This is a genomic window from Pseudomonas sp. SWRI50 (genome assembly GCF_014269095.1).
Taxonomy (GTDB): Bacteria; Pseudomonadota; Gammaproteobacteria; order Pseudomonadales; family Pseudomonadaceae; genus Aquipseudomonas; species Aquipseudomonas kermanshahensis.
This window is the reverse complement of sequence record NZ_JABWRW010000005.1, coordinates 147,086-161,245: the sequence shown is the minus strand read 5'-3', so window position 1 is coordinate 161,245 and position 14,160 is coordinate 147,086. Positions and strand designations below refer to the sequence as shown.

Genomic DNA, 14,160 nt, shown 5'->3' with positions numbered 1-14,160 from the left:
GCACTGGTAAAACAGTGCCCACCAACACCCCAATCCTGCTTGAAGTCGTGCGTGGGGATCAGCCATCGCATACCCGTGCACGACGTGAAAGCCCCCCCACTGCGCAAGCTGCCGGCATTACCCCGGAGCCCGCAGTTGCTCTCCGTCATCCCCGCCGAAGTTCTCGAGTCGCTCAACGTCATCTTGCAGCAGTAGCGGGCAAGTGCTCGTCATGACCGTACTCAGGCACTTTCGGGGGAATTCACATGCCTAGCCAATCCGATTTGCGCTTCACCTTCCAGCCGCTGGTCGGCCAGGTTGAGTTTGAAGTGGTTTCGTTCGAGCTCGACGAAGCGGTCAGTACACCTTTCCAATTAAGCCTGGAGCTGGTCAGTTACCAAGACGATGTCGATTTTGGCCAGCTGCTCGACAAACCGGTGCTATTCACCCTGTGGCGGGGAGACCGCCCGTTGCGCTACGTGCACGGCCTGGTCAGCACCTTCAGCCAGGGAGAGACAGGTTTTCACCGTACGCGTTACCGCGCCTTGGTCGAACCCACGCTGGCGCGGGCCGGGCTGCGCTCGAACTGGCGCATCTTCCAGGAAAAAACCGCCACGCAAATTCTTGAGCTCATGCTCAAGCGCCAAGGCATCCTTCATTTTGAACTGCATAGCCGCGGTGAACATGCGGTACGGGAGTTCTGCGTGCAGGCCGGTGAAACCGACCTGAACTTCATCGCCCGCCTGGCCGCCGAAGAAGGCTTTGTCTACCGGTTCGAGCACACACCAAAACATCACATGCTGGTCCTCACCGACCGGTTACTTTCGATGGGTCAGATCAGCCGTGGTGTCATCAAGACCGATGATGACGATGAAGGGTTCGTCGATGACGATGACATCGACCCCAACGCAGTGCTGTACCACGCCAATAGCGGTGGCGTTCAGGCAACACCTTGTCTACGCAGACTGCGCTACAGCGAGCAGGTGCGCACTGCACGACAGGTGCAACGCGACTATACGTTCACCAACCCCGAATACCGCCTGGAACATCGCGCAGAAGCAAGTGGCCTGACACACCAGTCCACCGCGTACGAGCGTTTTGACTACCCCGGCCGCTACAAGTGTGAGGCGGTCGGCGTGCCCTTCACCGCGACCCGGATCACCGCGCTGCGCCATGATGCCTGTATTGCCGAAGTGCAAGGCGATGATGTGCGCCTGCAACCGGGGCTGAGCTTCACCCTGATTGAGCACCCGCGACAAGACTTGAACGTGCACTGGCGTGTGATCAAGGTGCACCACGAGGGTACCCAGTTCACCAGCCTGCAGGAGGAAGCCGCCGGGGCCAGGCAAGGCACGCGCTATAGCCAAGACGCCGTACTGGTGCCAGGCAGAACCGAATGGCGCCCAGCGCCGTTGGCCAAACCACGCATTGACGGCCCGCACATGGCCACCGTCGTCGGCCCAGTTGGCGAGGAGATCCATTGCGACCAGTGGGGCCGGGTCAAGGTCAGCTTCCCTTGGGACAGGGAAAGCAAAAACAATCAATTCAGCTCCTGCTGGGTGCGGGTGTCGCAAGGCTGGGCTGGTGGCAGCTGGGGCTCGATGGCCATCCCGCGTATTGGCCAGGACGTGATCATCCAGTACGTCAATGCCGACCCAGACCAGCCGATGATCACCGGCCGCACCTATTGCGGCAATCAGCTGCCACCGTACGACCTACCCCAGTTCAAGACGCGCATGACCATCAAGAGCCAGACCCATAAGGGCGCTGGCTTTAACGAACTGCGTTTCGAGGACGAGCTGGACCGCCAGGAGGTGTTCATCCATGCAGAAAAGGACCAGAACAACGTTGTAAAACATAACAAAACGACGCGCGTCGGCAACGATCGCGACGAACGGGTCGAGCGTGACGAAAAGGTTTGGATTGGCCGGGACCGCCGGGAAGAGGTCGTCCAGGACGAGTCCGTCAGCATCGGCCAAGACCGGGTGCACGAGATCGGCAATGACAACAGCCTGACGATTGGCCGGACGCACACGATCGTCACAGGCCAGGACCGCATCGAGACGGTTGGCAACCAGCGCCAGGACGTTACCAAAGCCAACCACACGGTTGAAATTGGTGGCCACCTCGAACAGGTGGTGGGTGGTCATCACCTGTTGCAGACCGGAGAAGCCATCCGGCACACCACCAAGGTTTATGACATACAGGTCAGCGAGAGCCTCACCATCCGGAGCCCAGGCGGGCTGCTGCGAATCGATGGGGCCGGTGTCACGCTGGACGGCGTGGCACTGGCCTTCAAAGGGCCGGTCCACCAGCAGGCAAAGGGCAGCCAATTCACAACGTCGACCGCGGGCATTCCAGAGCCCGGCGAACCCGTTTGCCTCAGTTGTTTGCTGAAAGCGATCACAAACGGCCACAACATGATCCGGATGGCAGGAGCGCACTGATGCCCAGTCCATTCGTCAGAGCACTGGTCAAGGTCCTGCGAACATCCGACCGGTACCGCCTGAGCGCGGTTGTGGAAATGGCAGATCTTCCACCCGAGGTTCGGGAAAACCTGACTCAGTACTACTCGCAGCGCTGCTGGCCACTGTTGCAGCAAGCCCAATTCAGCAACTTGCAGGCAGTGGGCCCGTGGCTGTTCGGTTCGCGTCCTGGCTCCGATGTTTCAGCCCAGTACGACTTTCAATGGCAGCTCGAACAAGGTGCAGGCGGCGCCGTATGTGGCTGGATAATCAGCGCATTGCCACCTGCCGAACTCGCCCTGCACTTGAGCCAGGCCAACATCGTCACAGGCGCAGATGGCCATTCGTACCTTCTGCGCTACCACACCGCTGCTGCCCTGCAAGCGCTCGATAGCCACCGTCACTTGCCTGGGGTGAGCGAATGGTTGGCACCCATCCATCACTGGTGGGCACCTGTAGCACATCCGCACAAGACGCTGTGGTTGCAAATAGCGGGCGGCGATCAACCTCACGCTGCGCATGTCACGCCGATCACACTGGACGAAGTTTGCTGGGCAGCATTGGCCGGCGACCCGCTGAGCTACCAACTTGCCGATGTACTGAAGGACGGTCAGCACTGCCCAGCCTTGGCGGGTGCCTGCCACGGCACGCGCGTCGGCCTGATCCAGCATTACCTCAACCAGGCACGCGAGCAAGGCCTGGCCCGTGAGGAGGATCTCATCACCTATGTACTGATGATGGCTCGCGACGGTGATCAGCTCAACACCTCACCGGCCTGGCAGGAGGCAATCGTCGCCACCCGCGAACAGCACACCGCCCTTATCGACAACGTGCAGCGACGCCTGCGCACAAAGGACTAAAACACACGCCCATGGATTCGCTCACCGACACGCTCGACCTGTGCAGACGTATCACAACCGGCTACCGCCCCGCGCTACGCAACAGCCCCGTCGCCGACTGCACCCGCCGCTTCGAACTGCTGCCCTTGCGCTATGCCGCCGTTGGCGGCAACCCGGCACAACGCGCCCGGTTGCCCAAGTTGCCGGGCTACCTCAGCCCCTTTCAGGAGGTGGCTGCACTGACCCACTCCAGCTACGCCATCCGCCCGCTGCGCGAAGGCTTTCTTTACCTGCTGATCAAACGCCACAGCGCACCGGCGCACGAATGGCACAGCCAGTACCGCGTGGCGCCGAATGGCTCACTGTTGTACATCAGCGCCGACGCCCCTTGGGAGCCTGCCCCTAGCGCAGGCAACCTGGAGGACATCGTCCGCGCCTTCGGCTGGACCATCACGCTCTACGACCTGGACGACATCCAGGAGCTGCGCCCGTTGTTCAGCCCCTCCCCGCTCACGCCGCGCATGCTCGACAACTACCGCCTGCTCGAAGACGAGTACCGCAGCAGCCTGCCCGCGATCGATATCGCAGGGTTCATTCAACCCTCTGACGCGCCGCCACAGCCCCACGTGCTCAAGCACGACCAACTGAACTGGGTAGCCGACTTCAAGGCCCAGGACGACGCAGACCTGCAGGCCCTGCTCGACCAGCAGCCATTCAACAACGCTCAGATCGTGTCCCCGCACGCTTCACGGCAAGCCCTGGCGCCGCCCATGAATCAAACCAAGCCGCGCGGCGCCGCTATCGTGATCGAGGATGCCCTCGGCATTACCCAAGAGCTCAATGCCTGGCGCAACGCAGCCGTCGAAGAGGTGAAGACCCACTGGCTGCAGCGCGTTGTGGAGCCCGGCGTGGACAATGAGCGCAAACTACTTGTTGCGCAGTCGTTTCTGGAGATCGAGAAGCTCTACCCGCAGATGATGGCCGAGCGCATCGTCAAGCGTGAGGTCATGGCCGAGGCCGTGCGCAAGCAGCCGGTGACGCCTGTGGACTTCTATGGGTTCACCGACCACGCTCGCCAGCAGGCCGATGCACATGACGCCCGGATGAAACCTCATCTGGCGCACTACGAACGCGAAGTCCGGGCCAAGGTTCAGGCCCGCCAGGATGCTGGCGAATTCAGCAATAAGTTCGACCAGAAATACGGCCATCTGGTCGACCGCCAAGCCATGCACGATCAGCTCGCAGGCTTCGAGCAAGCGATGCAACAAGCCCAGCAAGCTGCAGAAGACCGCGCCAAGGACCATACCCGATGGCTCCTCAGCGAACGCCTGCTGCAGGCCCTGGACCGTTACGACAATGCCGACCTGATCAATGGCTTGGCCTTTGCCGAGCAAACCGGCCAGTGCGTAATCGGCATGGAGCTCAGCGAGTGGGGCGCGACGGTACTGGACCACTGGTGGCGCAGCGATGTGGCGCATCGGGGCAATCTGGCAATGCGCGGCATCAGCTACAACCAGAATGACATCCGCGAAGCGCTTGCCGCGCTTCTGGAAGCGGCCAAGGCCGAGCCGGCCTCAGAGACGTCTTTCACGTTGCGTGAGTCGCTCGCCCGGCAGGCGCACATCGCGGCGAATGCCTTCGGGCGCATCAACACGCTGTACGAGGAGCTACAAAGCAGAAACAGCACCGCCAGCATCGGCTTGTATGCCTGGTACGTCGCGCTGGGGCGCCAAGTGCTGCGTACCGGGGCACCCAGCAGTGTGGACCGCGCGCTGCACCATGGCCTGCGCCTGACATTGTTCGCCTCGGTACATGAAACGGCTGTCGACATACGCCTGGGCGAAGCGGCTCGTAGTGGGCAGCCCTTGAACCCACAGCGCAGTGGTGCCCAGGTTGCACGCTATCTGGACCAGGCCTGGGCTGAAGGCCTGATGCAGGCCAACAACAGCGACTTCTACAAGGTGCGTGCTGCAGGGCTGGTGTGTTTGCTCGAAGGCATGCTGATGGCCTTCAAGGCACGCGAGCTGCCTGACAGTGATGCACGGGTGAAGACCGAACTCTTTGCAGCGGCCATGACTACGGCTGCGGCGGGCTTCGAGATTGGCGCCAGTTATGTGGACCAGGTGGTGACGCGGTATGGCGCGAATAGTGTGACTGGGAGAGGGGCGGCGGTGACCTTGGGGAGGTTGAAGCTTTGGGGGGGTAGTTTGGCCAGTATCGGCGGGGGGGTGCTGGCGTGGTGGGATTTTTCAGACTGGATTAAGCATCTAGAAAGCGAACCGACTACGAAGCAAGAGAGGAGGAAGTCGAAGATTCTGGCCACTGCATACGCTTTCAGAGGAGCGGCAACCATTACATTATCATTGGCAGAGTTTGGAACAGCCGTCGCGATTGCGAGACCACTGTTCGAGCACTTGGCTAATTCAAGCTCCAATAAATTAGTAAGACTTTTTAGCCGAACCATGGCAGGGCTCGCAAACACTCTCGGCACACAAGCTGCTCGTCTGCTACTCGCTCGATTAGTGCTGGGAGCCTTTTGGATAGGCCTCGCCCTAACGCTCATAATTTACCTCCTTGAAGATGACGCACTGGAGAAGTGGTGCAAGCGCAGTTGTTTCCGCATCGGAAATACCGCCAGCATTTACAAGGAGGAAGATGAGTTGAGGGCTCTATATTCGGCATTCAGTGAGGTTCTGTAATGTACTTGATGGAGTGGGCATTTTGGCAGATGGCAACCGAGTCAGAAGTCGCACGAAAAGCCTCCGAAGCACAGATGACACCTTCAGAGAAGCGATCAGCTAAAGACTTATACGAGGGGGATCTGGAAGAAGATATTCATTTCCGGTCTGTCAGCGAAAAACCTAATACGCGCGGCCCCGTTTTCGCCTTCAACAATGATTACATGGAGATGCGCTGCGGTGGTTCAGAAGAAAAACGTGGACTACTTACGCTTGCGATGCTCGTCGGAGTTATGCCAATCATAGGCGTCACGACAATCACCGCACTAAGTTTCCTTTGGGTTGATATAACGGACCAAACCTCACGCTCATTCATATCTGTGATGCTCACTCTTATCATGATACTAGTCGCTGGCACCACACTATATCTATATTCAAAATATGGGATGAAAATCACACGTTTGGAGATGCTGACCAGCCGTCACTTACTCATTCGCTTCAATCGAAAAACCCAACAGGTCCACCTCCATCGACCAAGTTATTGCGGCGGCATCGTAACTTTCCCCTGGAGAACAACCGGAAGCACAGGCCTGTATCCAAAGGACGACTCACTAAGCGTGGGCATGAGACTAGGTCTGGTCTGGCACCCCAGCCTTACCGGCCTCCCCCACATGGAAATGGCCCTGCTCGGCAAGCAAGGCCAAGGCGGCAGCGAGCTCCGCGACGAATGGGAGTTCATCCGCCGCTACATGGAAGAAGGCCCTCACGCCGTCCCCCGCCCCCGTCTTAGCACCCAGTTACCCTCGCCCATCCAGGCATTCAGCGCCCAATTCGAAGGCCTCGGCCGTTTCTTCCGCAAAAGCAGCTGGCTGTTCAAACTCGCCCTGCTCATGGTCTGGCCCGCTTTCGTCATTGTCGGCACCGCGCACTGGTTCAGCCTGCTGCTGTGCTGGCGACCGCGCTGGCCAAAGGTGATCCGCGAGGCTGGCTTGCCCGGCAAACCAGTGCCTCCACCCACCACCTTGAGTGACTACCCGCCCGACATCCAGGAACGCCTACTCGCCAATGCCGACCGTTGGCAACTCAAGCCCGGCAAGCGCCCCGAGAAGAAACCACGCAAACCGCGTACGCCCAAAAAGCCGAAGGCGTTCGTCTGATGTCATCCATGACCGACACGCTCGACCAGCGCAGGCGAACCACATGCAGCTACCGCCCTGCGTTATGTGGAAACCCCGCTCAACGCCCCCGCTTAATCAGCGAGGCCCTGTAATGTATATTGTGGAGTGCGGCCTATGGCGAATGGCCACAGAATCAGAGGTCGCGCGTAACAAATTCGACAGCGAAAGAAGCTCATCGGATAAACGTGCCGACGAGGATTTTTATGAAGGAGACTTAGAAGAGGACGTTCATTTCCGCTCCGTCAGCGAAGCACCCCGCACAAGGGGCCCCATATTCGCACTCAATGAAACCTATCTGGAAATGCGTTGCGGGGCCACTGAAGAGAAGCGAGGATTAATCACCCTCATGACCTTAGGGAGTTTAATTCCGATACTCTATACCGGAGCTATAACAACGCTTTACTCAATCTATCTAGACATACTATCTCCTTATGAAATCTCGCTCATCGACGTCATACTAATGCTGCTTATGATAAGCATGGATTGCGCGATTATCTATTTTTATCTTAAGTACGGTTTACAATTTACGCGTTTGGAGATGCTGACCAGCCGTCACTTACTCATTCGCTTCAATCGAAAAACCCAACAGGTCCACCTCCATCGACCAAGTTATTGCGGCGGCATCGTAACTTTCCCCTGGAGAACAACCGGAAGCACAGGCCTGTATCCAAAGGACGACTCACTAAGCGTGGGCATGAGACTAGGTCTGGTCTGGCACCCCAGCCTTACCGGCCTCCCCCACATGGAAATGGCCCTGCTCGGCAAGCAAGGCCAAGGCGGCAGCGAGCTCCGCGACGAATGGGAGTTCATCCGCCGCTACATGGAAGAAGGCCCTCACGCCGTCCCCCGCCCCCGTCTGAGCACCCAACTGCCCTCGCCCATCCAGGCATTCAGCGCCCAATTCGAAGGCCTCGGCCGCTTCTTCCGCAAAAGCAGCTGGCTGTTCAAACTCGCCCTGCTCATGGTCTGGCCCGCTTTCGTCATTGTCGGCACCGCGCACTGGTTCAGCCTGCTGCTGTGCTGGCGACCACGCTGGCCGAAGGTGATTCGCGAGGCCGGCTTGCCCGGCAAACCAGTACCTCCACCCACCACCTTGAGTGACTACCCGCCCGACATCCAGGAACGCCTACTCGCCAATGCCGACCGTTGGCAGCTCAAGCCCGGCAAGCGTCCCGAGAAAAAACCACGGAAACCACGCACCTCCAAATCGTCAAAAACACCGACATAAAAGCGGGCTGAACAGGCAAACGAGTGGGTCGCAACCACCGACCCAATTCCCCAATGCTGGGGGCACCGGGCCCATTGACAAGCACCGTAAAAGAAACCCACGAAACGGCCGTATCCCGCGTTGTGTGCGGCCTGCGAGTCATTTATTTCGGTTTGGCACGCCTATTGCCGATCTCCTCTCAGACGCCCCAAGTCCATGGGCCCGTTTGCAGGAGGAATTGACTCATGCTCCGACCGATACCCCACCCGCTGGCAGTGGCGATTTTCGCCGGCATGCTCCAGATCCCGGCACAGGCTGCATTGAACGCTGTCGACCCCGGCCCCTACAACCTTGCCAATGGCAACTTTGCAGGCTGGTACCAGGACAGTCATGGTCGCACCCTCGACCTGTGCTTGACCAAGGCGGTGAGTTCAAGGGTCGCCGGTGCTCCCGGTGCGCCGGCGTACATGTGCACACTGCTACCCACTCCCGGCGTGTTCGACGACACCCAACCCATCGCCTTCCCCACCAACTTCCCTGACGAAGCCTTCTGGTTCACCGCCGACGCCGCCATCGTCGACGCTGCACGGGGCATCGACCTGAGCTACGGCACGGCCATCGAGGCAGCATTTGCCGCCGAAGAGCCGGTCGAAGGCGACCAGGTCAGCTTCGCCCGGGTGCGTATTCGCGTCGATGTGCCGACTGCAGGCACCTACGTGATCACCCACCCTTACGGGGTCGAAGTCTTTGACGTACCCGCCGGTGGACGCCGAGCGATCAACATGACCCGCGACATTGGCATCGCTGGCGCTGGCGACTTCAGCGGCGCGCTCAAAGGCGATGTCGGGCCGTTCCTGCGCAGCGTCAATGGCCCCTACACCGAAGGCAACGAGCGCTTCATCGGCGACCCGAACCTGGATGAGCGTGTGACCGGCAGCCCGTTCAACACCAACTTCGTGCGCATCGAAGGCCCGGGGGGCATCGACCTGCGGACCGAGCTGTTCTCGATCTCGGGCAAGCTTTCCGATGTTGCCCTGCCCACGCCGCTGATGCCGCAGCGCACCACCTACTCGCGGCGCACCGAGAATGGCGACCTGCACGCCCAGCAAGATGTCTTCGTCATGGCCCCGCCGCCACCGGCCGCCGTCACCCTGACCAGCCAGACGCCAAACCTGAACCTGACCGAAGCCAACGGCACCGGTGCCTGGTACGCCCAGTCGGTACTCAACCCCAATGTGCCCACCACGCTGGTACTGACCGCCGACAACAGCGTGGCCATCCCGACCAGCAGCCTGACCACGGCCAACCTGCCACTGACCGACCTGGTGACCATCACTCAGGCTGAATATCACCTGTCCACCGGGCAACTGACGCTGGTCGCCAGCACCAGTGACGAAACCAGCCCGCCCGCCCTCACCGCCCACACTGGCAACGGCACGTTGCTGGGCAACCTCAGTGGTAACGGCGCGGTGAAGACATTGAGCACATCCCTTTCGCCCATCCCACCGGCCAAAGTGCAAGTCACCAGCGCCAATGGCGGTAGCGACAGCGAAGACGTGGTGCTGGTGCCATGAACAGACAAAGGCTCAGCCCTCAAGGAGGCAGCATGAACACTTGGCCACGCCGTGCGCTGTTCGCCGCCGGTTTCTCCCTCACTGTCACCAGCGCTGCCTTCGCCGCGCTGTCCGATGTCGACCCCGGGCCCTACACCTTCGCCACCGGCGGCTACCCGATGTGGTACAAGGACGGCAACGACCTGTCGCTTGAGCTATGCCAGTCACGCGCCACCAGTTCGCGGGTTGCCGGCGCGCCGGGTGCACCGTCCTACATGTGTACCTTGTTGCCGGAGCCGGGCATCTACGACGACGCCTTGCCCCTGGTGTTCCCCGACAACTGGCCACCCGAGATGTTCTGGTTCCTGGCCGAAGCCACCATCCCGGCAGTGGGCAACAGCGGTTATGAGCTGGACGCCTATGTCGCCGGCCTTGAGGCCGCCTTTGCCGCTGAAAACCCGGTGGATGGCGACCAGCAGAGCTTTGCCCGCATCCGCATCCGCGTCTCGGTACCCCGGGCCGGTGTCTACACCATTACCCACCCCTACGGTGTCGAGACGGTCAACGTCACCACCCCTGGCCGGCGCGCGATCAACATCACCCGTGACATCGGCATCGGTGCCCCTGGTAACTTCACCGGTGCGCTCAACGGCGCGCTGGGCCCATGGCTAAGAGGCGCTGGCGGGCCGTACCTGGAAGTCAACCCAGACACCGGCGCCACCGACACCTTCATTGGTGACCCGAACAGGCCCGAGACCGTGGTCGGCAGCCCATTCAACACCAACTTCATCCGTATTGACGGCCCGCCCGGGCGCATCGAAACGTCGCTGTTCACGGTGTCTGGCAAGGTGCTCGACCAGCGTGCGCAAACGCCAGTGACCCTGGAGCGCGCCACCTACTCGCGCAACGGCTCCGGCACCCGTGTGGAGGTGTTCGCCAAGGCGCCGCATGACGCTAGTCTGTGCATGCGCAATGGCCTGGCACTGATCGGCACGCCGCCTTCGCCTTGCCAGTTCAACCTGCTGACAGACAACAACGGGCTGTTCTTCAGCCAGCAGTTCGGCCAGGCCGTGCCGCCCGCCGTGGTGGTGGTGACTGCCAGCAACAGCACTGCCGGCACCCAGCCGACCGCACTGTCGAGCAAGCTGACTGACGTGGTCAAGGTCAGCACCGCACGCTACGACTGGGCCAACAAGCGCCTGTTCATCGAGGCCCGCTCCAGCGACGAAGTGGCCATCCCCGACATGCTCGCCCAAGGCTATGGCCGGATGTCCAAATCGGGCACGTTGCAAAGCCTGACCGTGAATGACCTGGCACAGCCGCCGGCCACTGTCACCGTCAAGTCGGCCCATGGCGGCAGCGATGTGGAACCGGTGATCGTGGTCGGCAATGCGCCGGTCGAGGCCGCCAACCAACCGCCGCTGGCCCAGGCCGATGTCGGCAGCACCAGTGTCGGCATCCCGCTGACCCTCAACCTGCTGCTGAACGACAGCGACCCGGACGGCAACGTACCGCTGGCCATCAGCGACCTGACCCAACCCGGTACCGGCCTTGGCGGCGTCGTGCTCAACGGCACCACCTCGGTCACCTACACCCCACCCGCCGGTGCCACGCAACCGCTGGTGGCCACCTTCAACTACCGGGCGGTGGATGCCAAAGGCCTGAAGTCGGAACCGGCCACGGTGACCATCAACGTTGCCCCCAACCAAGCGCCGACGGCCAACCCGGAAACGGTCGCCACCCTGGGCGTGCCGCTGACCATCAACGTGCTGGCCAACGACACCGACCCGGAAGGCAACCTGCCGTTGACCGTTGCCGCCGTCACACAACCCGCTGCCGGCCGAGGCACCGTCAGCACCGATGGCACGACGGTGACCTACACCCCACCGGCCACGGTGACGGCGGCCTTTACCACCACCTTCACCTACCAGGTGCGTGACTCGCTGGGGGCGCTGTCCAACGCCGGTACTGTCACGGTCAACGTGTCGCCACGCCCAGCCGCCGAGACCTTCGCGGTCACCGCAGCCACGGTCACGGCACGCTCCAACAACCGGTACAACTGGGACATCAGCGGCACCTCGTCGGTGACCACCGGCAACGTTGTGACCGTACGTGTCACCACTACCACCGGCGTGCAAACCCTGGGCACCACTACCGTACCGGTCACCGGGCGCTGGCGCCTGGCGGTCAGCAACAGCACCACGGTGATCCCGACCGCCGCGCCGACGGCGACCATCACCACCAGCCCAGGGACCACACGCACCGTCAACGTCGTCGTGCAGTAGAAGGCGGGAGAACGCCATGAAATGCCTGTATCCACTGTTGCTCTGCCTGGCCCTGGCGGGCCAGGCCAGCTGGGCCGAGGACCTGATGGACAACGCCGACCTTGCGGCCGGCAATGACCTCGGCGACCCCGTGATCATCCGCCTGTTACCGGTCGGCGCCGGCCAGGCAGCGGTGATCGAGCAGCAAGGCACGGGCAACCGCGCCGCCCTCGACCAGAACGGCCAGGCCCTGCTGGGCCGCATCGTCCAGGCCGGGGGCGCGCAAGAGGCGTACATCCTGCAAGAAGGTAGTGACCTGATGGCCAGCATCAGCCAGCAGGGATATGGCAACAGCGCGTCGATCCGCCAGAGCGGCAGCAGCAACAGCGCTGCCATCGACCAGATCGGCAACAACAACAGCGCCAACATCGTGCAGTCCGGCACGGGCCTCAACAGCTCCGTGACCCAAGCCGGCAATGGCCAGCATGTTCAGATCACCCAATACCGATAGACCTGGAGGCACCACCATGTTCAAGCTCGCTCCCCTCAGTGCCGCTATCGTCCTCGCCCTTGCAGGCCAGGTCATGGCTGCCGACAGCACCTCGACCCAAACTCAAGACGGCAAGGAAAACATTGCCGAAGTGACCCAGACCCTCGCGCCGTTCGCCTCGGCCACCCAGTCGCAGACCGGCAAGGGCCACAATCACCTGGCGGTGCAGGCCAACAGCACCAGCGATATCCAACAAAGCGCCAACGGCTCGTACAACGCAGGCTACGCCGAGCAGTTGTTCGAAAATGGCAGCCAGATCACCCAGCAGGCCGGCGGCAGCTATAACGATGCCTTCGCCAGCCAGTCGCTGGGCGAGAACAACCAGTCGCTGCAGACCCAGCAAGGCACTGAAAACCGCTCGACCGTGTGGCAGGACAGCCAGCTGGGCAGCCAGGCCACCACCCAGCAGTCCGGCCAACGCAACGAAGCCTTCGTCGAGCAGACCTTCGGCGGCAGCAATAACCAGAGCATGATCATCCAGGCAGGCGCCGACAACTACGCCGCCGCCGAGCACCTGACGCATAACGACGGCAACATCCAGATCTACCAGGACGGCAAGGAAAACTGGGCTTACGGCGACCAGCGCGACGGCGAGGGTGGCACCATCGGCCTCAGCCAGACCGGTACCGGCAACTCGGTGGAGGTCTGGCAAGACACACAAGTTGGCAGCCAGGCCAACGTCACCCAGACCGGCCAGCTCAACGAAGGCTACATCGACCAGAGCTTCGGCGACGCTAACAAGGCCACCCTCACGCAAAAAGGCAAGGCCAACGCCAGTTGGTCGGACCAGTTCGAGAGCAACAACTCGACCACCACCATTTCGCAGACCGGTAACAACAACCTGCACTACACCTACCAGAACGGCGAAAACCTGAACTTGACCGTGACCACCCAAGGCAACGGCAACAAGATCACCGCCAGCAACTGGAAAGGCGACAAGATGGGCGGCCAGTTCGGCGTCAACCAGACGGCCGTGATCAACCAGTACGGTAACGGTAACGGCGTAAACCTGACGCAGAACGGCGACAACCACCTGGCCACGCTGAACCAGACCGGCAACAACAACGCGATGCAGACCAAGCAGGCCGACAGCAACAACGAACTGTTCTTCGAGCAGAACGGCACCGACAACATCCTGGTCGCCGACCAGCGCGGTACCGACAACTATGCCTTCGGCAGCAGCGAGGGCACCGGCAACGTCATCAACCTGGACCAGTCCGGCTATAGCAACCAGAGCTACACCAACCAGCTCTACGGCAGTGGCAACGAGGCCACCATCAAGCAGGCCGACAGCATCAACGTCGCCTACGTGACCCAAGGTGGCCAGGGCAACAAGGCGTTCGTCGACCAGAGCGGCATGGCGCAAACCGCCACCATCAGCCAGCTGGGCAGCGCGAACATGGCCACTGTGACCCAACAATAACCTGCTCCCCCCTTGAACCGCGGT

Annotated in this window: 9 protein-coding genes; all 9 read left to right on the top strand. The window is 61.3% G+C overall.

The window, feature by feature from the left end; all coding sequences use genetic code 11:
- The first annotated feature begins 245 nt into the window (after positions 1 to 245).
- Positions 246 to 2,426 carry a type VI secretion system Vgr family protein gene (locus HU750_RS07930; protein WP_186678324.1) on the top strand — a complete coding sequence of 727 codons (2,181 nt, stop codon included), beginning with the start codon at positions 246 to 248 and terminating at the stop codon, positions 2,424 to 2,426.
- Entirely contained in the window at positions 2,426 to 3,304 is an 879-nt protein-coding gene (locus HU750_RS07925; RefSeq protein ID WP_186678304.1) for a DUF4123 domain-containing protein, read from the top strand. The genes HU750_RS07930 and HU750_RS07925 overlap by 1 nt, the downstream gene beginning before the upstream one ends.
- A gap of 11 nt (positions 3,305 to 3,315) precedes the next feature.
- Positions 3,316 to 5,982 carry a T6SS effector BTH_I2691 family protein gene (locus tag HU750_RS07920; RefSeq protein ID WP_186678302.1) on the top strand — a complete coding sequence of 889 codons (2,667 nt, stop codon included), beginning with the start codon at positions 3,316 to 3,318 and terminating at the stop codon, positions 5,980 to 5,982.
- Positions 5,982 to 7,118, top strand: coding sequence for a DUF6708 domain-containing protein (locus tag HU750_RS07915; RefSeq protein WP_186678299.1), 1,137 nt, complete (start codon positions 5,982 to 5,984; stop codon positions 7,116 to 7,118). The genes HU750_RS07920 and HU750_RS07915 overlap by 1 nt, the downstream gene beginning before the upstream one ends.
- A gap of 112 nt (positions 7,119 to 7,230) precedes the next feature.
- Positions 7,231 to 8,367 carry a DUF6708 domain-containing protein gene (locus HU750_RS07910; RefSeq protein WP_186678297.1) on the top strand — a complete coding sequence of 379 codons (1,137 nt, stop codon included), beginning with the start codon at positions 7,231 to 7,233 and terminating at the stop codon, positions 8,365 to 8,367.
- Positions 8,368 to 8,591: 224 nt separating this feature from the next.
- Positions 8,592 to 9,920 carry a hypothetical protein gene (locus HU750_RS07905; RefSeq protein WP_186678294.1) on the top strand — a complete coding sequence of 443 codons (1,329 nt, stop codon included), beginning with the start codon at positions 8,592 to 8,594 and terminating at the stop codon, positions 9,918 to 9,920.
- A 32-nt stretch (positions 9,921 to 9,952) separates the two neighbouring features.
- On the top strand, positions 9,953 to 12,184 hold the full coding sequence (locus HU750_RS07900) for an Ig-like domain-containing protein (RefSeq protein WP_027593361.1): 2,232 nt from the start codon (positions 9,953 to 9,955) through the stop codon (positions 12,182 to 12,184).
- A gap of 16 nt (positions 12,185 to 12,200) precedes the next feature.
- Positions 12,201 to 12,674 (top strand): curlin, encoded by a 474-nt coding sequence (locus tag HU750_RS07895; RefSeq protein WP_027593362.1) that lies wholly within the window; start codon positions 12,201 to 12,203, stop codon positions 12,672 to 12,674.
- 16 nt (positions 12,675 to 12,690) lie between these two features.
- Positions 12,691 to 14,136 carry a curlin gene (locus HU750_RS07890; RefSeq protein ID WP_186678291.1) on the top strand — a complete coding sequence of 482 codons (1,446 nt, stop codon included), beginning with the start codon at positions 12,691 to 12,693 and terminating at the stop codon, positions 14,134 to 14,136.
- Positions 14,137 to 14,160 lie beyond the last annotated feature (24 nt).